This is a genomic window from Rhodococcus sp. DN22 (assembly GCF_036669995.1).
In the GTDB taxonomy this organism is placed as follows: domain Bacteria; phylum Actinomycetota; class Actinomycetes; order Mycobacteriales; family Mycobacteriaceae; genus Rhodococcus_F; species Rhodococcus_F erythropolis.
Genome location: NZ_CP133326.1, coordinates 390,221 through 412,908 on the forward strand (window position 1 = coordinate 390,221; position 22,688 = coordinate 412,908).

Consider the following 22,688-nt stretch of genomic DNA (forward strand, 5'->3'; position numbering starts at 1 on the left):
TCGGCCAGGATTGGTAACCTTCGCTCACTATGCTGATCAGGCTGCTGCGCACTTATCTGACGCCGTACCGGGGTGAACTCACGGGCGTTGTCGTCCTGCAGTTTATTTCGACTATGGCGGCCCTTTACCTTCCGAGTCTCAACGCCGACATCATCGACAACGGCGTGACCAAAGGCGACACCGGCTACATCCTCTCCACCGGCGGGATGATGCTGATGGTCACGCTGACGCAGATCCTGTGCTCGGTGGGTGCCGTCTTCTTCGGAGCACGAGTCGCCATGGGCGTCGGGCGCGACCTCCGAGCGTCGGTGCTGCATCAGGTCGGGACGTTCTCGGCCAGGGAAGTCGGGCACTTCGGTGCGCCTTCGCTGATCACCCGCAACACCAACGACGTCCAGCAAGTACAGATGATGGTCGTGATGAGTTGCACCATCCTCGTCATGGCGCCGATCATGTGTATCGGCGGCATCATCATGGCTCTGCGCCAGGACCTGAATCTTTCCTGGATCCTCGGGATCAGCGTCCCGCTCCTCGTAGTCTCGATGGGTTTCCTGATCGCCCGGATGGTCCCCGGATTCCGGGTCATGCAGGGCCGCCTCGACGCCGTCAACCGTGTTCTTCGCGAACAGATCACGGGCATCCGCGTCGTCCGAGCGTTTGTACGGGAACCGTACGAGGTAGAGCGTTTCGGCGACGCCAACCGCGAACTGACGGAGACTGCACTCGGCGTCGGCCGCCTCATGGCACTGATGTTCCCGCTCGTGATGCTGATCAGCAATGTCACCAGCGTCGCGGTCATCTGGTTCGGTGGCCATCAGATCAACGAGGGCTCGATGCAGATCGGCTCGCTCACCGCGATGCTCAGCTACATCATGCAGATCCTGATGGCCGTCATGATGGCCACTTTCATGGCGGTGATGCTGCCGCGTGCGTCGGTGTGCGCCGAACGTATCTCCGAGGTGCTCGACACGGATTCGTCGGTGATTCCGCCCGAGAATCCGGTCCTGGAGTTGAAGGACCCGGGCGTCGTCGAGCTTCGTGGGGCTCAGTTCCAGTTCCCCGGAGCCGAGGAGCCAGTGTTGCGCGACATCACCTTCCGCGCCGAACCAGGCAAGACGACGGCGATCATCGGCGGCACCGGTTCGGGAAAGACCACTCTGCTCAACCTGATTCCGCGTTTGATCGACTCCACCTCCGGATCGGTATCGGTGGGCGGTGTCGACGTCCGCGACATCGACACGGAGCTGCTCTGCTCGGTGATCGGTCTGGTCCCGCAGAAGCCGTATCTGTTCTCCGGCACTGTCGCCACCAATCTCCGCTACGGAAACCCCGAAGCTACCGACGAATGGCTGTGGGAGTGCCTCGAGATCGCCCAAGCTGCCGACTTCGTCCGCGCCATGCCAGAAGGCCTGGACACACCGGTGGCACAAGGCGGTACGACGGTATCGGGCGGTCAGCGTCAGAGACTCGCCATCGCCAGAGCGTTGGTGCGTAAGCCGCAGATCTATCTGTTCGACGATTCCTTCTCGGCACTCGACCTCACTACCGACGCAAGGCTGCGTGCGGCGCTCCGGCCGGTCACGCAAGACGCCTGCATCGTCGTTGTCGCGCAGCGTATCTCCACCATCGTCGAGGCCGATCAGATCATCGTGCTCGACGACGGCGCCATCGTGGGGATCGGCACGCACGACGAACTCGTGGTCAGTTGTCCCACCTACGGCGAAATCGTCGCCTCTCAGCTAGCCGTACAGGACGCATCATGAGTAATCGATCGACTTCCTCGCCTCCCATCGGCCCGCCCGGCGGCGGCGATCCCACCAAGAAGGCCATGAACTTCGGCCCTTCGCTCAAGCGTCTCCTCGGTCGCTTGAGCCCGGACAAGCCGATCGTCATCCTGATCTTCGCTTTGGTGACGGCAAGCGTCGTACTTTCCTCGATCGCGCCGAAGATCCTGGGAAACGCCACCAATCTGATCTTCGACGGCATCGTCAGCAAGCAACTCCAGCCGGGGACGACAAAGGAACAGGCTGTCGAAGGATTGCGCGCTTCGGGGCAGGGTCAACTCGCCGACATGGTGTCCGGCATGGCCGTTGTGCCCGGAACCGGAATCGATTTCGACGCCGTCGGCAAGGTCTTGATGATCGTGCTGCTGCTGTTCGTCTGCGCGTCGCTGTTCAGTTGGCTGCAGGCGTATCTGCTCAACATCGTTGTGCAACGGACCGTTCGCCGGCTGCGTGAGGACGTCGAGCAGAAGATTCACCGACTTCCCTTGCGGTACTTCGATACCCATGCCCGCGGTGATGTTCTCTCACGCGTGACCAATGACATCGACAACGTCGCGCAGAGCTTGCAGCAGACGCTCAGCCAGTTGGTCATGTCGGTGATGACCGTCCTGGGCATTCTGGTGATGATGCTGTGGATCTCACCGCTGCTCGCCTTGATCGCGGTGGCAACTGTTCCGCTGTCGATCATGGTGACGGCGTTTATCGCGAAGCGTTCACAGAAGCACTTCGTGGCGCAGTGGAAGAGCACCGGCGGAATCAACGCGCAGGTCGAGGAAGCATTCAGCGGCCACGAGTTGGTCAAGGTGTTCGGTCGCCAGCAGGAGGTCGAGGAGCGCTTCCGCAAGCAGAACGAGGATCTGTACGAGTCGAGTTTCAAGGCGCAGTTCATCTCCGGTCTGGTCATGCCGGCCGTGATGTTCCTCGGCAACCTCAACTACGTCGCCATCGCAGTGGTGGGTGGCATGCGCGTCGCATCCGGAACGATGACCCTCGGCGACGTGCAAGCGTTCATCCAGTACTCGCGGCAGTTCACCCAGCCGCTCACGCAGATCGCGTCGATGACCAATCTGCTGCAGTCCGGCGTCGCTTCGGCCGAGCGGGTCTTCGCGCTGCTCGACCAAGAGGAGCAGTCGGAGGACCCGAAGAGTGCGAAGTCGCCCACGGTCGACAAGGGTCGCGTCAAGTTCGAGAACGTCACCTTCAGTTACAAGCCGGAACAGCCGCTGATCGAGGACCTGTCCCTGACTGCCGAGCCGGGCCAGATGGTTGCGATCGTCGGACCCACCGGCGCCGGCAAGACCACCCTCGTCAACCTCATCCTGCGGTTCTACGAACTCAATTCGGGCCGAATCACTTTGGACGGCATCGACATCGCCGACATGACGCGAGACGATCTGCGCTCACGGATCGGCATGGTTCTGCAGGACGCGTGGCTGTTCGGTGGAACCATCCGCGAGAACATCGCCTACGGCAAGCCTGGTGCCACCGACGAGGAGATTCGTCGTGCGGCCGAGATGAGCTACGTCGACAAGTTCGTGCACTCTCTGCCTGAGGGTTACGACACGGTCATCGACGAGGAAGGCAGCAACGTCAGTGCAGGCGAGAAGCAGCTCATCACTATCGCCCGCGCCTTCATCTCGCAGCCGTCCATCCTGATCCTCGACGAGGCGACCAGTTCGGTGGACACACGCACCGAACTGCTGGTCCAGAGCGCCACCGCGGTTCTGCGCAACGACCGCACCAGCTTTGTCATCGCGCACCGTCTTTCGACAATTCGTGATGCGAACCTGATCGTGGTGATGGAGGAAGGCCGGATCGTGGAGCAGGGGAGCCATGAGGCTCTGCTCGAATCCCGCGGCGCGTACTTCCGTCTGTACAACAGCCAATTCGTGGGAGCGGAGATCTAGTTCCTCGTTCGAGTCCCTGAGATTGACCTTCAGGTGGAGTGAGACTTACCAAGTTTGTGGTACTCGGGCGGCGGAGCGAGGGGGCTGGGGGGATCCGTGGGCCTGTTTGCGTAGCTTGCGGCTTCGGGTTCCGGCGCGCATCTCTTCGCAGAGCTGTTCGTAACCCTTGGTTACTTCGTCCCACCTGTAGGTGGCAGCCGCATGCGTCCGTGCCCGGAGACCGCGTTCTGCGGCGGCGGTCGGATCGGATTCAGTTTCCTCGAGTGCTGCGCTGAGTTGGGTCAGTCCGTTGAAGAAGACTCCGTTGTCTCCCAGCACTTCACGGTTGAAGTTGACGTCCCAGGCGATGACATTTGCACCGGCCCCCATTGCTCGCAGTAGTGACGGATTGGTGCCGCCGACCGTGTGCCCGTGTAGGTAACTTGCAGCTCCCGCGTACAGCGTGTCGAGGAGGTCCTGATCCCAGACGCCGCCCAGTTGGCGTATGCGGGGATCCGACTCGGCGAGCTCGTTGACTCGTTTCTCGTGTTCACTTTCGTACGGAACGGAGCCGACAACGATCAAGGGCAACTGTGCGTCGCTTTGTAGATAACCCTCGATGATCCTGTCCACTTGATTCTCGGGCTCGAGGCGGGCAACGACCAGATGGTAGCCGTGCTCGGTCAGATCGAGCTCCGACAGACGACTCAGATCGGTGGAGTCACGGATTGGCGCTCCGTAAGGCAGGAACATGCTCGGGGTGTCATATCGCTCGCGATAATAGTCCGCAATTCCCTCGGCATCGGAGATCAATTCGTCAGCAAGCCAGACGGATACACGCTCATTTACCAGGTAGTACCGGCGGCCGACAGGGCCCCACTTTCCGCGCTTCCATTCCAACCCGTCGACGTGCACGGCTACCGGGATGCGAGCTGCGCGGATTACGGGTAGCAGTGGTGCATTGGCAGCGTTGAAAACGATCGCCGCATCGCACCGGTGACGAAGGAGATGCCCGACTGATAGTGCTGTGTGGCTCAAGGTCTCCAGGATGGGGTGTTTCAAAGCGGGTAGCGGTACCCTTTCCATCCCGCGGTAGCTCGGTGATCTGTTTTTGCCGCGGCAGTAGACCACTACTTCGTGGCCACCTTCGACAAGTCGTGAGCCGATCTCCTCGACAGCCGTTTCGAATCCGCCGTAGCGTGCGGGCACTCCCCGTGTCCCGATCATTGCGATTCGCATGAGCGAACCCCCCCTTGTTTGTTTGTGCTCGGGAATTGTCGGATGCGGCGTCCGATGCACGTGTCATGTCGTGCGCTGAATAGTCCGAGGATCCCGAGATTTGGAAAAGGCTATCAAAAATCGAAACCTTATCCAAGTAACAGACAATTTTCAGCAAATATTTTAGTGCAGTTAAAACGTACTATTCACAAGAATTGAGACAAATGGTTATTCATAGGCGAATAGTCTGTTTAATCTCGAAAATTCCGAATCTCCCGGTACCACTTGGGCAGCGCGGCGCACAGAAACAGGGCCGTGCCGATCAGGAGTAAGGCGTACGAAATGGCGAAGATCGACTGCCAGGCGAAGAGAACGAAGATGCCGCACAGGACGCCGTAGTCGGTGGGGATGACCAGAATTGATCGGAGGGTGGCACTGGTGCTGGTATCTGCCGGTGCAGGTGCGCGATCCGGGTGTGCGCGTCGCAACTGGTCGGTCAGGATCTGGACAAAGAAAAAGACGGATGCCACCAGTGTGAAACCGATGGGAATCAACAACAATCTGACATCTGTGACGTCGTAGTGGCGATACCAACCGATCAACACCGCGAGATGCAGTGCGGTGGTCTTGATGCTGTCGACCACATGATCGAGCCACTCACCAGCAGGCGTGCCGCCCCCGCGCAGGCGTGCGAGTTGACCGTCTGCCGAATCGAATGCGTAACCGACCAGCAGTCCAATGGCGATGAGGATGCCGACCCACCAATGTGGCTGTGCCAGTGCGATAGCCGCGATAGCGGCGGCACTGAAACCGGCGCTGATGAACGTCACTTTGTTAGGTGTCAGGCCGACTTGGTACGCGGCTGCTGCGATGACGCGTCCGATCTTTCTGTTGACGAACCGGGAATATGCGGGCGACCCCTTGGCGGGTGGCTTCTGCGCTCCTGCCAGTCGTCGCACGGTATCGGTGAACGACTCCTCCGGTAGTGAACTATTTTGGTGGACGGTCATTTTCGATTGCTCCTGATTGTCGCAGTAAAGGACTCGGCGATGTCGGCGCGGTACCGTTCCGGCGAGAATCTGGTCAAGGCTTCGGTGCGCGCATCGATTGCCTGCTCGCGCGTGCTGCCCCAACTCTCGATCGTCGATTGGATTGCGTCCGCCAACGCAACAGCGTTTCCTGGCTCGACAAGGCGACCATTTCTGCCGTCTTCGATGATCTCGGTGAGGCCCTGAACTGCAGAGGCCAACACGGGCCTTGCAAAAAGCTGGGCTTCGACCGCAACATTGCCGAACGGTTCGGCTCTCGACGGCACCAGGGCAATATCTGCGGAATCCATTGTTTCCCATACCTGTTCGACCACGCCGAGGTATCGGATGCGGTCGCTGACATCCGAGGCAGCAGCGATACGGCTGAGATCGTCTTCGAACCACTCGTAGCCGGCAAAGACGCCTCCGACCAGATCGAGTGTCACATCCACCCCGCGTCGAACGAGGATTGCGAGTGCTTCGACCGCAACGTCTGTGCCCTTGCGTGGGGCGATGCGCCCGACCAAAACGAGTCGAGTCGGCCCGGTCAGGCTCAGCCTGGGGGCAGTCGGCTCGGTACTCGGGCCGGCGACGCCGTTGTAGATCACGCGAATCCGGCGCCCCAGCGTCGGGATGTCACGCAGGATCAGTTCACGGCAGGCATTGCTGTTCGCGATGACCCGCTGCGACAACAACAGTTGGGCGCTCAGCCCCATTCGGATCGGCTTGGATGCAGTGTCTTCAGCTTCGTGCACATGGAAGATCACTGGGTAGCCGAGGAGCTTCGCGACCACGGCCAGCCAGGGGATGGTCACAGTGCTGACGTACACGACGTCGGGCGAGAAGCGTCGCAGCGTCCGCACGATGGACGGCGTCGAGCGGGCTGCCTCCACAGCAAGCGAGAGCAGGCCGGTCGGCGACATCTTCGACTTGCGCAGAACTGGTATCGGCATGATCACGGCGTCGGCGCCGGCTTCCTCCACACGTGCTGCCAACGGTCCAGGGGACCCCAGCATCACGGTCACGTCCCAGCCCGTAGTTGTCAGGGCAGTTACCGATTCCAGCACTATTCGGTCCGAGCCGTACAGTTCGGCACCCGGATGAGCTACGAGCGCGCGGTGGGCTGGCGCCCCGATGTAAGCCAAGTATTCCCCCCGGAATGTCCAACTCAGAGTCGACCGTCGGTGCCATCTGCCGCGAAAGCGGATGTAACCATATAGTTGCGGAAAGGCTAGTCTTCATCGTGAGGCAATGTCCACTTGGTCTCCGAAACTCGGAAGAAAGAGAAGAATGAGTGGAAAGCGTATGGAATCTCGCTCGTGCGAGATGGCTGCTGCTGATTGCGGGTGTATTGCTCGGTGCGATCGGTGGTGCGGTCTACTCGGGAACGATCACGGTTGATCACCGCTCGACTGCAGTCGTCTATTTTGCTGTCGACCGTGCCAAGACGGCGAGCGACTACACGGCGGGAAGCTCGTTCGCGCAGAGCGTCATGCCTTCGTTCGCTCAGATCGTGAAGTCACCGATCGTTCTCGATCCGGTGATCGAGGAACTTGACCTCCAGACAACGGCCCGGAACCTTGCCGGCCGGATCCAGGTGGACGTGCCGTCGAATACCACGGTGATGAACGTGACAGTCACAGACACGTCCAGTCTGCGCGCGGCGATGACGGCCAATACGGTGATCTGACGCCTTGACGAAGCGGTCCGCACACTCTCGCCCCGCGGTGAAGAGGACAACCCCGCAATGAGAATGTCGTCGGTATCTCCCGCGGTTGCCTCAGAGAAGCAGTCGACCGTAAATCGGGCGATATTCGAATTGCTCGGCGCGCTGGGCGGTTTGCTTGTGGCAGTGGCGATCGTGGGAATCTGGGAATCGGTGACCAGACCTGTTCGGTCGGTGTCCGACGTCGAAAACGTGTCGTCGACTCCGGTACTTGCAGCCATCACATTCGACGGTAAACGGTCGGTGGCACCCGTCGACCCTCGTGGATCGGAGAGTGCTGCCGGGACCTTGGTGCTGCACACCAACATCGCAGCGGCGTGTGGGAAACGAGGGGGCGTGAAGTCAGTCGCCGTAGTTCCGGTGACTGCGAGCGACGACGCGCGGGCAGTCGCCGTCGACCTCGCGTTGGTCATGGCTCGGGCACGGGATCGAATTCTGTTGGTCGACGGTGATTTACGATCGGCCTCCGTAGCGGGCATGCTCGGCGCCGAATCGGCTCCTGGTCTCGCGGAGATCCTGGTGGGGTCAGCAGACTTCGGTCAGACGCTACAGGTGAGGTCCGGGTTGGATTTTGTCGCCGCAGGCAGAGCTGAGGGAAATGCCGCGGAGTTGTTGGTGAGTACGCGACTGAAACCCTTTCTCAAGGTCGAGTCGACGCGCTACAAGATGCTCCTTGCGGTTGGTGGTGCAGCAATACCCGTAGCGGACGGTGCAACATTGGCCGCCGCTGCCGAGGTCACGGTTTTGGTGGCGCGGCGTGGGCAGACCACGCGTCGTGACCTCGCTGCGGCGGTCGACAGGCTGTCATCGGCGGGAGGAATTCTCGCCGGCGTTGTTCTTGTACAACGGCGCTCGGGACTTGCGCGAGTTCTGATGCGGAGTAGGAAACGACTTCAGGACGGTAGACGTTGACCGCCGTACGGCGGATGAGTTCTTCGGCCGGCGTCTCGGTAGGCGCGGATATGCGCGCGGCCGAGTTGTGGCCATTTCCTGGCGGACAGGTCAGGGGATTCGGCAGGCGACGGGGCGGCGAGCGCGGTATCAAGTGTCGCCGTGGTGAGGGGGCCCTGATAGAGGTGGATCCAGCCGGGCCCGACCTCGTCGGCCAGTGCCCGGGTTATTTCGGTATCCGGAACGAGCACGGGGCGTTCGAGTGAAAGCGCGAGCAGCAGTGCGCCCGAGTTGTGCATGTTTTGATACGGAAGGACAACCAATTGCGCTGCTGTGATTTCCAACGCCAAGGTGCTGTCCTCGACATAGTCGAGGGCAGCAGTGATTCGGCTGCTTTTGCGCGCCGCAGATTCTACGACGGCGCGGAGTTCGTCGGTGCTCGGCTTGCCGACGATACGCAGGCTTGCGCCGGTAGTGGTGACGTGGGCGAAGGACTCGAGCAGCGACTCGGTTCCTTTGTATGGTCGGATCAATCCGAACGAAATGACCCGGCCGGCAATGGGTTCAGATTTCGGGTATCCCGCAAACCAGTTGGAGTAGTCGCCGTGAGGAATGAGTACCCGTTCGGTTCCTGTTGGTACAGGGGACAATTCGTTGAGCACTATCCAGGTTCGGGTCTGTCGATCGCACCACCGCAAGAGTGCGGTCTCCGTGCGGCTACCGGTTTCGTGTGCTCGAACATTGTGTGCCGTACGGACGATAGGTGTACCGGTGAGCCGCAGGCGCAGCATCAACAGGATGAATCGGACTTGGGCGGCCGCCCGCGCGAGGGCGCCGTCACGGCGAATCATTATTTCGGGCCAATGGATGTGCAAGATGTCGTAACTGCCGAAAAGGGCTGTTTGCCAACTGAAATACCGGACACTTGCGCCGCAGGTTCGAATCGAGTCGGCCAGTTGTACGACGTATGGGTTGGTCGTCTTGAATGGCCCGCGAGTGGACAGCAAGACTCTCAACGCGTCTTCGCCGGACTGGCCGTCGTTGCCGATTCGAGGTGTCATGCGACCGTATCCTAAACCTAGTGAATCCCTGGGCGCACTGGTGGTTCGCTGCGAACAAATCCGGGAGTGCTCGTGACCTCCAGGCATTTTCGGCCGGACGTCACGGTCACGCTGATCGTTCTCGTGTGGGCGATGTACACGACGCCACGGCTGGTGCAGTCGCTGACAGGAGTGAAACGGCGGGCGACGGTGGGTGACGCGTTGCCGATGAACCCGTTGGCAGTCAAGCTGGAAGTGCTGCTACTGCTGCTCGTATTTGCCCTGTGTGCGTTCGTCATTCTCCGTGGCACAGCGGCGTTGCCTACCGATCGGCGCATGCCGTTGGTCCTCATGCTTGCCCCATGGGTGTACGTGGTGGTCAGAGATCTGTACATCGATCATGTCCCGACGCGCGGCGGAATGCTCTATCCGGTACTGGTGGTCGCGATCTGGATCCTGCGGCCACAATTGAGGAAGCTCGCCGTGCTCGGGTACCTCGTTGTCCTGACGGCAGTGATGTGCATTGCGTTGGGGGTCTTCCTGCCGGAAAGTGGAATTTTCATTTCGAGTGCAGGTACCGCAGTGGCACCGACGAAAGAGATTTTGCCGCTCGGTATTTTGATCGGAATTTTCACCGACGGTAACAATCTCGGGCAGTACCTGGTTCTCGGCCTGCCGTCAGTGATGCTGATTCCACGTCGCATGGTGCGTGCGGCGGGCATCGCCGTCGTCCTGTTTGCGATCGTGTGGACGTCCTCGCGATCGTCGTTGGCCGCGGCTGCTCTCGCATGCGGCATGTGGGTGCTGATGACGGTCACACCGTCTGTGCTGCGCAGACCAATGTCCTGGGGGCTGGTGGGAGCGACCGGGGCGGTGATGATTTGGTGGCCGCTGTCCACTCCGGCAGACGATGCGTTGACCAACCGCGGTGCAATCTGGCGTCACAGTCTCGATGCCTGGGGGAACACGCCCTGGTTCGGTTCCGGATCGAATTGGTATTCAGTTCTGCCGCAACACGTCGGGAGCCTCGGCGGCTTTGCGTTCCACGGGCACAACCAGTTCGTACACACACTCGCAACGGGCGGATTGATCTTCCTGTTCCTCGTGGCGGCGATGTTCGTGACGATCGCATGGGCGGCATCGCAATGGAGTGCGCGTGGCATTTTCCAACCGGCAACGCTGTTGGTGGCTCTATTCGCTTCATCCACATTGGAAGTTTCGTTCGGGTTCGTCGACCGAGCATTTCTTCTTGCTGTGACCGTACTTCCGTTGATGTTCGCCGTGTTTGCCCCTCTTCCCGAGCATGGTTCGCGGCGTGGGCACACGAAGCAGCGGGTGGAGTCAACCGCCTAGTTGTGCACGCCACCGGTCAGTGCCGGTGCGTCGGCGACTCAATTGCCAATCCCACGAGACGGCGGCGATCACCGCGAGCATCAGCCCGGTCGCGGCGCCGGTCAGCAGGATCAAGCCGCGGCGCGGCGTAGACGCGAATTCAGGTACGGGTGCCCGCGTGACGGTGAGCCCCAGCATGTCCGGCTGTTCTATTTGAATCATCCGACCGGTGAGATCGGCCAGCTGCTCGGCGACGGCGTCGGCGATCTGTGCCGAGCCGTCGGCCGTGTTTGCCCGGACTGTGAATTGCATGGTGACGGTATCGGTCGGGATGGTGACTTCGATGTCGCGGGCCAGAGATTCGGCGGAGGTGTCGAGCCCTAGGCGCCCGATCACCGGTTCGAGGACGGCGGTGGACGTGGCGAGTGCGGCAAAGGAACGGGTGAGCGACAGCGCTTGGGGATAGCGATCACTTATCTGGCGCGGAGTGCCGACGACGCCGAGTTGCAGGGCTGCCTCAGATCTGGCGATGTAGGTGTGTGGCGTCAAGGCTATCGTGGAAAAGGCGACAGCCAGTGTCATCACCAATACCGTCATGAAAATGCGCCATCGGTTCTTGACGATAGTCAGGTAGTTCCACAGCGTCATCGTGCTCGCCGAATCTGTGGACGCGAGCCTGCGGTCGTCTCGTCCGCCAGAGCCGAGCGGTGAATTTCGGTCGACAGGTTCCTTCGGAGGACGAGGAGGACGGCCAACGGCTCTTCTCGCGAAGTCGAGCATAGTGGTCAAATCGCTTCGGACAGTGGGAAAGAGCGTTGCGGAGAGGGTAGCTCCGACCAGGGCGGAGAATATGCCGGCTGCCAAGGACGCGGATGGTGCGACAAACAGGTGAGATCCGACAAATGCGAGCAGTCCGGCCGGTGCGCCGAACAGGAGGATCGCGCGCAAGGAGTTCCGCAGCAACATCATGCTGTCGACACCGGCCACGCGGTGCACGTGCCACAGAGTGACCAGCCAGTCCACGAGAAAGCCGATCGACGATGCTGCCGCGACTCCGACAGCGCCCCACGGGAGACCGGCAAGCGTGATCACGATGACCGCAGGTCGGAGAAACAGATACAAGCGCAATTGCGCGCCGGTCAGTCCATGAGACAGATAGACCCAGTAACAGATTTGGGCGACCGAGCGGAATACGCCACCGATTGCAAGGAGCGCGAAAATCGGGGCAACGGCAGGCCACTGTTCACCGAAGGCGACGGTGATCAGCGGCTCTGCGACGCCGGCGCTGACCGCGAGAACCGAAGCGGTGAAGTACCCGCCGATCAATTGTGCTCTGGCCAGGTACCGCCCGTAGATCACCGGGTTGTCCTGAACTTTGGACAGGATGGGGAGTGCGACGTTGGTGAGTGGGGCGTTGATCTGGTTGAGCGGAGTCATCAGCAGTTGGTATGCGCGGTTGTACAACCCGAGCGTGGTTGGCCCGTACATCGCGCCGATGGCAATGCTGTCGATGTTCTTGGTGGCATACCCGAGCAGTTGGGTGCCGAGTAGTCCGCCACCGAAACGGAAGAACCGTTTGATCGATACGCCTCGGCGTGGAAGCCCCGGGCGCCACCGACAGATCACGGCACTGAGAAACAGCGTGGCAACAGCAACCATGATCAACTGCGCGACAATCGCCCAGTATCCGGCGCCCGAAAGCGCAAGCACCACTGCTGTGCCGACTCCGATGGCATTTGCCAGAACATCCGTGGTGGACAGTGCTGTGAAGCGCAGACTGCGCATGAGTTCAGCGCGGAACTGGGTGGCCGCGCCGCTGACGATGAATACGCCGGCAACGGCAAAGACGATAGGTAGGAGCTCGGGCTTGTCGTAGATCCATACGATCAGTGGCGCCGCGGTCGAGACGACCACGCAACAGACGAACCCGATGCCGGTATTAGCCCAGAACAGGTTGGTCCGTTCAGCGTCGCTCAACTGCTTGGCCTGCACGGCGGCGAGTGAGAGGCCGAAGTCGCGGATCAGATCTGCAGCGCCCGTAATGGCGACGACCATCGCGACGATACCGAAGTCTTCCGGCGTCAGCAGCCGGGCCAACAGGATCAACGACGCGGTCTGAACGATGAATTTCACCGCCTGGAACGCAAGCGTGACGCCGCCGCCCCTTGCGGCCTTGTCCGCGAGGTTCATTGGTACTCAGGCGCCGATCGGACGGCGGTACTCGAGGTAGGTCCGGCCGAAGGCGCCCGCGACGATTCCCGCGCCCCGAGCGGCGATTCGGATCCCGTGTGCGCGATTACGCGGGCTGCGACCCAGCACGCCGAGCGTCGCGCGAGCAGTTCCGCCCGCCACTCGGGTCGCCCCGGCCAGTAGCAGCGCTCCGCGTAACCGAACGGTCTCCGCACTGCCCGAAATGAGTGCCAGTTCCGTACGAGCCCAAGAGTTTCCGATTCGATAGCGTCGACGTATTACCCAGTCGCGGGTGGCCCGTTCTGCTGGAACGACATCGGTCACCACTGCCTCGTCACACCACACCAGCGTAAAACCGGCTCCGGTGTATCGGCGCGTGAACAAGCTGTCGGATCCGCCGCTTGCGCTGAATCTTTCGTCGAACTGCAACGAAATCGAGCGGACCAGACGCAGATCGAGGAGCAGGTTGTTTGTCGCGGCCACACGCACTTCGGTGCCGGTGGGTAGGCGTCGGCGATCGAAGAAACCACCGTCGGCGATCCAGGGGTCGAGTGGTGCCGCAAATGCCGACACGACCGGGCCGACAACTCCGCCGGCACCGGTGCGTCTGCGGGTTTCGAGCAGGGCTGTCAGCCAGTCGGATGTGGGACGTTCGTCGTCGTCGATGAACACGAGGAGATCGACGTCGACCGATTCGGCGAGAGCGCGGTTGCGGGCAGCAACGATACCGGGAGTCGGTTCGTGTACGTAGGTGACGCCGGTGCCGAACCGGTTTGCGGTCTCACGCGCACCACCAGCCGGATCGTTGTCGACGACAAGCACGGTTGGTGGTCGAATACCGTACCCGACGGATGCCTGACGGCAATGGTGCAGCAATTCGGGAAGCAACTCCATCAGGTCATCGGGGCGTCGGTATGTCAAAACGGCCACAACAGCCGATAGGTTGGACGCGTGATTTCCGGAAACAGAATCAATGGTCGAATTGTTACGTTCACTGCTGATCACCAGGAATATGATAGCGCTACATGTTTGCTGAAACGCGTCAATGGCGCAACGCTGGGGGAGAATGGAAGTTCTTCAATGTTGTGGAGTGCTCGCCCTAAACGGTCCCTTCGTGCAATGGGTCTTGCTTTTGCCGCACTGCTTGCGGCCGGTGGTTTGAACGTAGGTATGCCGGCGGAAGTCGAGGCTGCGGTGCCGACAACCTTCGGATTACCTGCAGGAACACCGCTACGAGTGCACAACGGCGACCTGACGATTCGGACACCGGGTACGGTGATCGAAAATCTGGATATCCGTGGTTTTGTCCGGATCGAGGCCAGTAATGTGACGATCCGCCGGTCCATCATTCGCGGACGTAATCCGGGGCAAATCAATGAATCACTGGTCGCGGCTTACGGAGACCATCGAAATTTCAGGATCGAGGACACGACCCTGCGGCCGTCGACGCTGTCACCGTACGTCGACGGAATCAAGGGTCGAAACTTTTACGCCAGGCGGCTCGACATCTCGGGCGTTGTCGACTCGGTGGTGATTTTCGGGGACAACGTCGATTTCGGTTACAGCTGGTTACACGACAATTTGCACTATTCGCCCTGGCCTAAGCAGTGGGACAACCAAACCCACGACGACAATGTGCAAATCGAGGGTGGCAGCAATATCTCCGTGCACAACAGTCGTTTGGAGGGTGCGTACAACGCCGCGGCGATGATCACGCAAAACTATGCGCGGGGTGTGAACATCCAGATCAACGACAACATTCTGTCCGGTGGTCAATGCACGATCAATGTCGATGAAAAGGGGAAGGGTGCGATCGGTCTGACGATCAAGAACAACAGGTTCGGCACGTCGGGAATCCGAGATTGTGCGATCCTCGCGCCCAAAACGTCCGTTGGTGACTGGCCGCGGAATGTTTGGCTTTCTACCGGCGCTCTCGTACGGGTTCGCAATCCCCGAAAAACGAAGTAGCCTGTGGGTTGCTGACAGCGTGTTCGTCGGTGAACTCAGCGCATAACGGGGGGGAAGATTCCGGGTGCGTTCCTTATTGCAACCAGGAGTACGAATGGTCGACATCGCCGGTATGCGCGCCGACGGATATCAGGATCACCGGAAGAAGTGGCGTGGTTTGGTCAACGCGTTCGTTTCGGTGGGGACAGTTCTAGCGGTGGTGGGATCGCTGGGCATCGGTACAGCAACTGCCGATACCGCGCCGACTGTCCCCACAATTCCGCGGACGGTGTCCGCGGATGCATTACCCACCGTTCAGGTGGACGGGGTCGTTTGGGCGCAGATCGTCGTAGGCAACACGGTGTACGTGACGGGGAAATTCGCCAACGCCAGGCCTGCTGGTGCGGCTCCGGGTACCAATCTCGTTCCGAGGTCGAACGCGCTGGCATACGACCTCGATACCGGCGAACTCAAGCCGTGGGCTCCGGCACTCAACGGTCAGGGGCGCGCCCTCGAAGCGTCCGCTGACGGCAAAACCGTCTTCGTTGGTGGGGATTTCACCAATGTCAGTGGTGTCAACCGGTATCGGCTGGCTGCTGTTGACGCGGATAACGGCACGGTGCTCAACATCTTCACTTCGGCACTTGACGCGGGTGTGCGCGCTCTCGAAGTTCAAGGCGACACGCTGTACGTCGGCGGAATCTTCAATACCGTTGGCGGACAAGCGCGTCAGCGGCTGGCGGCATTCAATGTGGCAACCGGTGCAGCTTTGCCGTGGGCGCCGAAGGCCAACGCCGAGGTAATGGCCATCACGGCACCACCAGGTAGCAACAAGGTAGTGGTCGGCGGTCGCTTCACGACGCTCAACGGTGCGAACAACGTCGGCGTCGGCTCTCTCGATGCCACATCTGGCGCCACTATCTCGTTTCCTACCAACACAGTTGTGCGGAATTCCGGTATCAACTCCGCGATTTACAGCCTCAGCAGCGATGCCGGCACCGTGTACGGGACCGGCTATTCGTACGGGTCGGGAAACCTGGAGAGCGTTTTCGCTTCCGATGTCGCGACCGGAAATCTACGCTGGGTCAGCGGCTGCCGAGGCGACACGTATTCCAACGTCACGATCGGCGACGTGATGTACGTAGCCGGACATCCGCACGACTGCAGTCAAATCGGCGGCCTTCCGCAGACCGAACCGTGGAGTTACCAGTGGTCGTTGGCATTTCGTACGAATGCGTCCGGCCCGATCAATTCGAGTGGCAACTTCCTCGGCAAACCGGCACCGGAGTTGTTGCACTGGTTGCCGACATTGGCTCCCGGAACGTTCACAGGCCAGAAGCAGGCGGGTTGGTCGATCGCCGGAAACGATCGCTACATCGTCCTCGGTGGCGAGTTTCCGAAGGTCAACGGTGTGCCGCAGGAGGGGCTTGTTCGGTTCGCGATCAAGGATCAGGCGCCGAACAAGGAAGCGCCGAACGGTTACAACGAGTTGTTGCCTGCGATGACCGGAGTCGGTCCTGGTGCGGTCCGCGCGACGTGGACGGCGGCTTGGGACCGCGACAACAGTCACTTGACCTACGAATTGCTTCGAGGTGCCCAACTTTCGACTGCGACGGTGGCGGCTACGACCGCCAACGATGCACAGTGGTGGAACCGGGGCCGGATGGGTGCCACGGATACCTCGGCGCCGCCGGGATCGACCCAGACATACCGGGTTCGGGTCACGGACGCATTCGGCAACACCATGGTCGGGCCGACGGCGACAGCCACAGTGCCGGCCGGAATCGCGTCGCCGCCAAGTGTGTACCAGGAGTTGGTTGCCCGCGACGGCGCCGTTCATTACTGGCGTCTGGGGGAGGCATCGGGGACTCTCGCGTCGGATTGGGCCGGTGATGCCGATCTGACTCTCAAATCAGCCCAGCGCAATGTCGGTGGTGCGATCGTCGGTGATCCGAACCCTTCCACGTCGTTCACGGCCGGATCGAAGACGGGTGGGTCCGCACAGTTCGGGCCTCAGTCGTTCAGCGCCGAGGCGTGGTTCAACACGACCACCCGTTGGGGAGGGAAGATCATCGGTTTCGGCAGCGTGAACACCAACAACAGCGCCTCCAGCGATCGTCATGTGTACATGAGCAATTCGGGTCAGCTGTTACTCGGTGCGAACGCGAACGGATTCCGGACGGTGGCTAGTCCACGGTCGTACAACGACGGCAAGTGGCATCACGTCGTCGGTGTACTGGGATCGACCGGGATGCGCCTGTATGTCGACGGTGAGCAGGTGGCAGAACGTGCCGATACCGTTCAAGCCGAGTACCGCACCGCGGGATATTGGCGGGTCGGCGGCGACAGTCTGGGAGGTTGGCCCTCGGCACCTCTCAGTTCCAACTTTTCAGGCGCGCTCGACGAGGTCGCGGTCTACAACTCGGCATTGAGTTCGGATGCGGTGCAGGCGCATTGGCAACGTGGCCAGGGCGTGGTAGCGAATCAGCCGCCGGTCGCGGCGTTCACGGAAACCGTGACGGATCTGGCAGTCGCCTTCGACGGCAGCACTTCGGCAGATCCGGACGGGACAATCGTTTCGTACGAGTGGAACTTCGGTGACGACGCGACAGGTGCCACTATTACAGGTGCCGACGCGAAGATCGACCATAGTTATGCTGTCGCCGGTACGTACGCCGTGACCTTGACCGTCGTGGACAATTCCGGTGCGAAAAGCACTGCAACACATCCGGTTACCGTCAAGGACGCGGTTGTCCCGGCTGACGGCGAGGTAGCCAAAGACAATTTCGACAGGGAAACGGTCTCGGGTCTCGGCGAAGCAGAGGTCGGTGGCGTCTGGTCGGTGACCGGTGGTGGAGCCAAAGCTTCAGTCGAGTCGGGTTCGGCCAAAGTGACAGTACCCGCTGGCCGTTCGGCGACGATGTTGTTGCCCGCGGTAGCGTCCGGTGATGTAGACGTGTCGCATTCGATGTGGCTCGAAGTGATGCCGACCGGCGGCGGCGGGTATCTGTCGACCGTGCTGCGGAGTGGGGCTTCCGGCGATTACCGTTCGCGGGTAAGGATTCTCGCTGACGGTTCGGTACAGGTGTCGTTGACCAAAGTGGTGGCGGGTACCGAAACGGTACTCGGTTCGGTCGTGACGTTGCCTGGCCTGACGTACACGGCAGGTAAGCATCTGCGGGTCCGTGCCCAGGTTCTCGGTGCGTCACCGTCTACCCTGCAGGTAAAGGTGTGGGACGAGGAAATGCCAGAGCCGGTGCAGTGGACCAGATCCGTCACCGATTCCACTCCGGAACTGCAAGCTCTGGGTTCGACGGGGTTGGCGGTGTACATTTCGGGATCGTCCACCGAGCCGGTAGTGGCCCGGTTCGACAACTTCGAGGTCGCTCGACCGGAGTAGACGTGCATACAACACCGCGCGCCCCTGTACTGCCAGGAGGCGCGCGGTGTTGTACTTCGGGGAGTTTGTCAGCGGTATGCGACGCTGATGTTGCGAAATGACGCCTGGGCGTTGGCACCGGAATAGTTGCGTGCCAATGTGAAGTAACCCCCGAAAGCTGTGCGAGGCGCGCTGACCGTTGTCGGCTCCGGCTCCTGTCCTGAATCACACTCTGCAGTAACGGAATCTGGTTTCACGATGATCCGTAGCGTCAGCCATTGACCGACGACTGGTTTGTTCCCGGCCACGGACGACTGCAAAATGGAGAGTGCGTTGCCCTCCGGAATGCTGCGCAATTCCAGGTCACCGGTGGACCGCAGGACGACGAGCTGACCTTGGGTGGTTCCGGGCGAGACCGCGCCGAGTCGATAGGCGGAATCGTCGTCGCGTCCGATGACGACTGCCAGATGATCGGAGGCGAGCGGAGGCGCCGCGCCGAACTGCGCTTCGACGGTGATGACGTACGGGGCAGCGCGCACCGGGCACATCGATCCCATGGATATGGATTGGGGTGATGCGCCGGTTGCCAACAGAATCGAACCGTTCGGTCCCCATTCAGGTGCCGCAGACGATGAATTGTTACCCGCCAGGTCGCCTGGTGCGATCCGCCCAGTGGAAAAGGTGTCGTGCGGACTAGGTTCGGAGGGCCCGGCCACATAACTCCACGAAGAGGACAGAAACCCTCGGACCCCAGCCTCAGCAAGGTAGGGGAGTTGGGAGCGGCGCTTTACCGACCATGCGATTACCGGTTTGCCTGTCGCCACGGCGCCTTGGATCGAAGTTTGTTGCCGCTCGTTCTCCCTGCGGACGCCTGCGAAGATTCCGATTGCGTCCGATCCGTCTGCGGCCTCGTCGATTTCGGCACCGGTTGCATGTGAGCTGAAATAGGTGCAGATGGTCAGCCCTGCTTTGCGCGCAGCGGACTCGCCTTCTCTGGCAGTGAACGGTTGTGTGAAGACGGTGGTGCCGCCCAGCTGTTTCGCGGTGACAGCGCCGATCACGTCGGTGGTGGCTTCCGGGTCCTTGGATTCGACAAACAGGACAGCCCGCTTGCCGAGTCTTTCGAGCACCTCTGAGAATGTGGGAATCGGGTGCATCCCCCAGTCCGGACCTACCCAGCGGGTGAGATCGACGGGATGATTGCTCAGTTCGTCGTGAGTGACGTCCGCAATTGCGATGTTCTGACCGCTTGTTCGGCTCAACGTCGGGTCCTCATGACAGACGAGGATTCCGTCTCTGGTGCGGTGGACGGCGACGCTGATTGCCTCGGCGCCGCGGTCGGCGATTCGCGAATATGCGGCGAGCGTGTGCTCGGGTGCCTCGTCGCTTGCCCCCCGTTGCGCGATGAAATACCTACCGCGGGAGAGGAATTGGTGAGACGGCGATTGGGCCGAGATGCTGGAATTACTGCAGGCACTCGTCGCCGATCCGCTCGCAAGGCCCAATCCGAGAAGTGTCGCAGCACGGAACACGCTGCGCCTGGACAGCGCGGTATGCGCGACCACCTCGGCCGCCATCAGCGAGCGACGGCGATGACGTTCTGGGAATCGCTGTGGCCCACTTCGAATACGGCGGTGTCGATCCCGTCCTCCGGTACCTGGAACACGTAGACACCCTGTTGGTGGTCGCCAGGAGGAAGCAGTCCGCTGGCCGGCGTGGCTGTGTCGGTCGCGCCGGGTGCCGCCGGCAGTCGGTCGCCGTAGTAGGCGTTGACGGTCAGACTGTCCAGCGAAATGTCCGTGGTGGACTTGTTCACGAAGTCGAGCGTCACGCTCAAGCCGCTGCCCGCGATCTCACCTGGACCGTTGGCCGTGAGTTCGAGCGGTTCGGTAGTCACCGCGGTGACCTCGAGACCGTTGGCCAGTGGGCTCGGGTGGTCGACCGGCACTGGTGGCAGCGTGGAGATGTCCTCGGCGCGGTCGTCGGTGATACCCGGCGGCGGTGGCGTGCCCACGGTGACGCCTGGCGGCGTGACGCTGTCACCGTTCGATGTATCGGAAGCTGGGCTGGAACACCCCGTCAGCGCAGCTATCACCAGCAGTGCTGACACTCCGACCATTCGAGGCGCCGAGGCGGACTTGTGAATCACATGTGCTGTTCTCATCGATTGCTGCCCGCTTCGTGCTGTTTTCTTTGATTCATGCGCTACCGAGTCCCGGTTTGTCGCGATTTGACGGACTTTTCCAGAGCTGCGCGCAGCAAGGTGCTGGAGGTGTCGAGCGTGTAGGGAAAATAGACCACCTCGACGCCGACTGCGGCAAATTCCTGCTCCAGCGCAAGGCCTTTCGGCGTTCCTCGCCAGTCATCCCCCTTGAAGATCGCATCGAATCCCACGTCGCGCCAGGTGTCGATCTTGTGCGGCTTGGTTTCGGCGACAGCCTCGTCGACGCAGTTGATGCTCGCCACGATCGCGATCCGCTCGGCTAGCGGAATCACCGGGTCACGACCTTTGGCCAGGCGTGCCATCTCATCGGATACAACTCCTGCAATCAGGTAGTCGCATTGGCTCGCTGCGTGGCTGAGGATGTTGAGGTGCCCGATGTGGAACATGTCGTAGACGCCGGGTGCATAACCGATGCGACGTGTCATGGCCGCCTTCTTGCGTGAAGTTTGCTGTGCGTGCCAGCTAGCCGCTTTTTCATGTATGTCCGGTTTCGGTGTTGTGGTCACTGGTTGATTGCTGAATTGAGTATGCTTGGTCTGTCTACCAGGTTGGACGTAAAGCTTCTCGATGTATGCTAGAGAATAGCGTCAGTGCGGCCCGTGCGGGCAATTTGACCGCAACATTATTGCGGTCCGGGGGATGGCCGATTTCAGTGGAGGCTAAGTGTTTGCGCGACGGATAGCTGTCGTCGGTACGGGGTATGTGGGGCTGACGACGGGTGCGTGCCTGGCGTCACTCGGACATCATGTGATCTGCGCCGATGTCGACGAGGAGAAGATTCGGCGGTTACAGGATGGGAAGGTGGACATCCTCGAGCCCGGCCTGTCGGACCTGGTGGCGGAAGGCCTTGCTGCCGGGCGTCTGGCATTCACTGTCGGCGCAGCAGTCGCAGTCGAACAACATGCGGAAGGCGTCGAGGTTGTATTCCTCTGTGTGCCAACGCCGATGGGCGTCGGCGGCGTTGCGGATCTGCGAGCTGTGGAGGCGGTACTGGACGAAATCCGCGATACGCTCCCGTCCGGTTGTGTGATCGTGAACAAATCCACCGTCCCAGTCGGCACTGCCGTGCGAACTGCGGAGTTGTTGGGTCGATCCGATGTCGCGGTCACCAGTAATCCAGAGTTTCTGCGAGAAGGCACCGCGGTTCGCGACTTCCTCAACCCCGATCGAATCGTCGTGGGTGGGGAGGCACAGGACGCGGCAGAACGCGTCGCGGCGCTTTACTCCAGGCTCGGCGCGCCGACTGTGCTCACCGATTCGGCCAGTGCCGAACTGGTGAAGTACGCGGCCAACGGATTTCTGGCGATGAAGTTGTCGTACGTCAACGCGGTGGCTGAACTGTGCGAGCGACTCGGTGCAGACATTCTGGATGTGACCGAAGGTATGAGCTACGACCGTAGGATCGGTCGTGAGTTTCTCAATCCTGGCCCAGGGTGGGGTGGATCGTGTCTGCCGAAGGACACCCAAGCGTTGCTCCAGGTGGCAGATGCTGCTGATTTCGAGTTCCGTCTCATGCGGGCGTCGATCGATACCAATACCCGTCAACGTCAGCGGATGGTGGACAAGATTCGTTTGGCTGTGACGGGCAATCGAAACGGCTCACTCACCCGCACTCGCGTGGCACTGCTCGGTTTGACCTTCAAAGCCGGCACCAATGATCTTCGTGATTCTCCAGCCTTGATGATCGCCGCTCTACTGCGGCAGGCGGGCGCAGAGTTGGTCGGGTTCGATCCCGCACTCCCCACGTCGATATCGTATCCGGAACTGGAGGGTATCGAACTGGTCGCCGACGCGTATGCCGCAGTCGCACAAGCCGACGCCGCCGTGGTGCTGACCGAGTGGCCGGAGTTCCGCACGCTCGATTGGCCGCGGATCGCCGCAGCGATGGGCACTCCTCGAGTGATCGACACCCGAAATCTGCTCGACCGAGACGTCCTGACGCGAGCGGGTCTCACGTGGACCGGAGTGGGCCGACGACAACCTTCGGACACCACTGTTCTGGCGGCGCAGTAGAACTGTCGAAGGTGCTCGTCGCGAGCATGC

The 22,688-nt window shown here is 61.0% G+C and carries 17 protein-coding genes; 8 read left to right on the forward strand and 9 right to left on the reverse strand.

The annotated features are described in order from the left end of the window. Positions 1-29: 29 nt before the first annotated feature. The gene (locus RA302_RS01810; RefSeq protein ID WP_021332868.1) at positions 30-1,763 is read left to right on the forward strand and encodes an ABC transporter ATP-binding protein; all 1,734 of its coding nucleotides are present in this window, start codon (positions 30-32) and stop codon (positions 1,761-1,763) included. Then, a complete protein-coding gene (locus RA302_RS01815; protein WP_166501673.1) occupies positions 1,760-3,691 on the forward strand; it encodes an ABC transporter ATP-binding protein in 1,932 nt (643 codons plus the stop codon). The genes RA302_RS01810 and RA302_RS01815 overlap by 4 nt, the downstream gene beginning before the upstream one ends. Positions 3,692-3,736: 45 nt before the next feature. Here the strand turns inward: RA302_RS01815 and RA302_RS01820 are convergent, their stop codons facing one another. The 3 genes from RA302_RS01820 to RA302_RS01830 form a co-directional block, all read right to left on the reverse strand. After that, entirely contained in the window at positions 3,737-4,909 is a 1,173-nt protein-coding gene (locus tag RA302_RS01820) for a DUF1972 domain-containing protein (RefSeq protein ID WP_238054108.1), read from the reverse strand. 230 nt (positions 4,910-5,139) lie between these two features. After that, positions 5,140-5,898: a CDP-alcohol phosphatidyltransferase family protein gene (locus RA302_RS01825; protein ID WP_092765365.1), complete on the reverse strand. Its 759-nt coding sequence runs from the start codon at positions 5,896-5,898 to the stop codon at positions 5,140-5,142. Next, positions 5,895-7,061: a glycosyltransferase family 4 protein gene (locus tag RA302_RS01830; protein ID WP_220388535.1), complete on the reverse strand. Its 1,167-nt coding sequence runs from the start codon at positions 7,059-7,061 to the stop codon at positions 5,895-5,897. Before RA302_RS01830 ends, RA302_RS01825 begins: the two co-directional genes overlap by 4 nt. A gap of 149 nt (positions 7,062-7,210) precedes the next feature. Here RA302_RS01830 and RA302_RS01835 point away from each other — a divergent pair, with 149 nt between their 5' ends. Together RA302_RS01835 and RA302_RS01840 are read left to right on the forward strand one after the other, a co-directional pair. After that, positions 7,211-7,606, forward strand: a complete 396-nt coding sequence (locus RA302_RS01835; RefSeq protein ID WP_338479172.1) for a Wzz/FepE/Etk N-terminal domain-containing protein — start codon at positions 7,211-7,213, stop codon at positions 7,604-7,606. A 57-nt stretch (positions 7,607-7,663) separates the two neighbouring features. Beyond that, positions 7,664-8,554, forward strand: a complete 891-nt coding sequence (locus RA302_RS01840) for a hypothetical protein (protein WP_338479173.1) — start codon at positions 7,664-7,666, stop codon at positions 8,552-8,554. Here the strand turns inward: RA302_RS01840 and RA302_RS01845 are convergent. Continuing rightward, entirely contained in the window at positions 8,536-9,594 is a 1,059-nt protein-coding gene (locus tag RA302_RS01845; protein WP_166501675.1) for a glycosyltransferase, read from the reverse strand. The two genes, RA302_RS01840 and RA302_RS01845, sit on opposite strands and share 19 nt — an antisense overlap. A 72-nt stretch (positions 9,595-9,666) precedes the next feature. On the opposite strand from RA302_RS01845, the gene RA302_RS01850 reads away from it, so the two are divergent. Further along, the gene (locus tag RA302_RS01850) at positions 9,667-10,926 is read left to right on the forward strand and encodes an O-antigen ligase family protein (protein ID WP_205907294.1); all 1,260 of its coding nucleotides are present in this window, start codon (positions 9,667-9,669) and stop codon (positions 10,924-10,926) included. Here the strand turns inward: RA302_RS01850 and RA302_RS01855 are convergent. Both RA302_RS01855 and RA302_RS01860 read right to left on the reverse strand, forming a co-directional pair. Next, positions 10,915-13,095 carry an oligosaccharide flippase family protein gene (locus tag RA302_RS01855; protein ID WP_166501678.1) on the reverse strand — a complete coding sequence of 727 codons (2,181 nt, stop codon included), beginning with the start codon at positions 13,093-13,095 and terminating at the stop codon, positions 10,915-10,917. The genes RA302_RS01850 and RA302_RS01855 overlap by 12 nt on opposite strands. 6 nt (positions 13,096-13,101) lie before the next feature. After that, entirely contained in the window at positions 13,102-14,025 is a 924-nt protein-coding gene (locus RA302_RS01860) for a glycosyltransferase family A protein (RefSeq protein ID WP_205907295.1), read from the reverse strand. 21 nt (positions 14,026-14,046) lie between these two features. Between RA302_RS01860 and RA302_RS01865 the strand changes: the two genes are divergently transcribed. Both RA302_RS01865 and RA302_RS01870 read left to right on the forward strand, forming a co-directional pair. Beyond that, positions 14,047-15,063: a hypothetical protein gene (locus tag RA302_RS01865; protein WP_205907296.1), complete on the forward strand. Its 1,017-nt coding sequence runs from the start codon at positions 14,047-14,049 to the stop codon at positions 15,061-15,063. 94 nt (positions 15,064-15,157) lie between these two features. After that, positions 15,158-18,442, forward strand: coding sequence for a LamG-like jellyroll fold domain-containing protein (locus tag RA302_RS01870; protein WP_166501680.1), 3,285 nt, complete (start codon positions 15,158-15,160; stop codon positions 18,440-18,442). A gap of 68 nt (positions 18,443-18,510) precedes the next feature. On the opposite strand, the gene RA302_RS01875 is transcribed toward RA302_RS01870, so the two are convergent. From RA302_RS01875 to RA302_RS01885, 3 genes are read right to left on the reverse strand one after another with little or no spacing between them, the layout of a single operon-like run. Next, a complete protein-coding gene (locus RA302_RS01875; RefSeq protein WP_166501681.1) occupies positions 18,511-19,986 on the reverse strand; it encodes a glycerophosphodiester phosphodiesterase in 1,476 nt (491 codons plus the stop codon). Positions 19,987-19,997: 11 nt separating this feature from the next. After that, complete coding sequence (locus RA302_RS01880; RefSeq protein WP_139148504.1) at positions 19,998-20,585, reverse strand: hypothetical protein; 588 nt, start codon at positions 20,583-20,585, stop codon at positions 19,998-20,000. Between the two features lie 41 nt (positions 20,586-20,626). Further along, positions 20,627-21,070, reverse strand: a complete 444-nt coding sequence (locus RA302_RS01885) for an adenylyltransferase/cytidyltransferase family protein (protein WP_024488219.1) — start codon at positions 21,068-21,070, stop codon at positions 20,627-20,629. A 238-nt stretch (positions 21,071-21,308) separates the two neighbouring features. Between RA302_RS01885 and RA302_RS01890 the strand changes: the two genes are divergently transcribed. Next, entirely contained in the window at positions 21,309-22,658 is a 1,350-nt protein-coding gene (locus RA302_RS01890) for a UDP-glucose/GDP-mannose dehydrogenase family protein (protein WP_166501682.1), read from the forward strand. Positions 22,659-22,688: the final 30 nt, after the last annotated feature.

What these genes read in the sequence shown, in the direction of transcription:
- RA302_RS01810 (WP_021332868.1), top strand. Translation starts at nt 30, where the DNA reads ATGCTGATCAGGCTGCTGCGCACTTATCTGACGCCGTACCGGGGTGAA.
- RA302_RS01815 (WP_166501673.1), top strand. Translation starts at nt 1,760, where the DNA reads ATGAGTAATCGATCGACTTCCTCGCCTCCCATCGGCCCGCCCGGCGGC.
- RA302_RS01820 (WP_238054108.1), bottom strand. Translation starts at nt 4,909, where the DNA reads ATGCGAATCGCAATGATCGGGACACGGGGAGTGCCCGCACGCTACGGC.
- RA302_RS01825 (WP_092765365.1), bottom strand. Translation starts at nt 5,898, where the DNA reads ATGACCGTCCACCAAAATAGTTCACTACCGGAGGAGTCGTTCACCGAT.
- RA302_RS01840 (WP_338479173.1), top strand. Translation starts at nt 7,664, where the DNA reads ATGAGAATGTCGTCGGTATCTCCCGCGGTTGCCTCAGAGAAGCAGTCG.
- RA302_RS01845 (WP_166501675.1), bottom strand. Translation starts at nt 9,594, where the DNA reads ATGACACCTCGAATCGGCAACGACGGCCAGTCCGGCGAAGACGCGTTG.
- RA302_RS01855 (WP_166501678.1), bottom strand. Translation starts at nt 13,095, where the DNA reads ATGAACCTCGCGGACAAGGCCGCAAGGGGCGGCGGCGTCACGCTTGCG.
- RA302_RS01870 (WP_166501680.1), top strand. Translation starts at nt 15,158, where the DNA reads ATGGTCGACATCGCCGGTATGCGCGCCGACGGATATCAGGATCACCGG.
- RA302_RS01880 (WP_139148504.1), bottom strand. Translation starts at nt 20,585, where the DNA reads ATGAGAACAGCACATGTGATTCACAAGTCCGCCTCGGCGCCTCGAATG.
- RA302_RS01885 (WP_024488219.1), bottom strand. Translation starts at nt 21,070, where the DNA reads ATGACACGTCGCATCGGTTATGCACCCGGCGTCTACGACATGTTCCAC.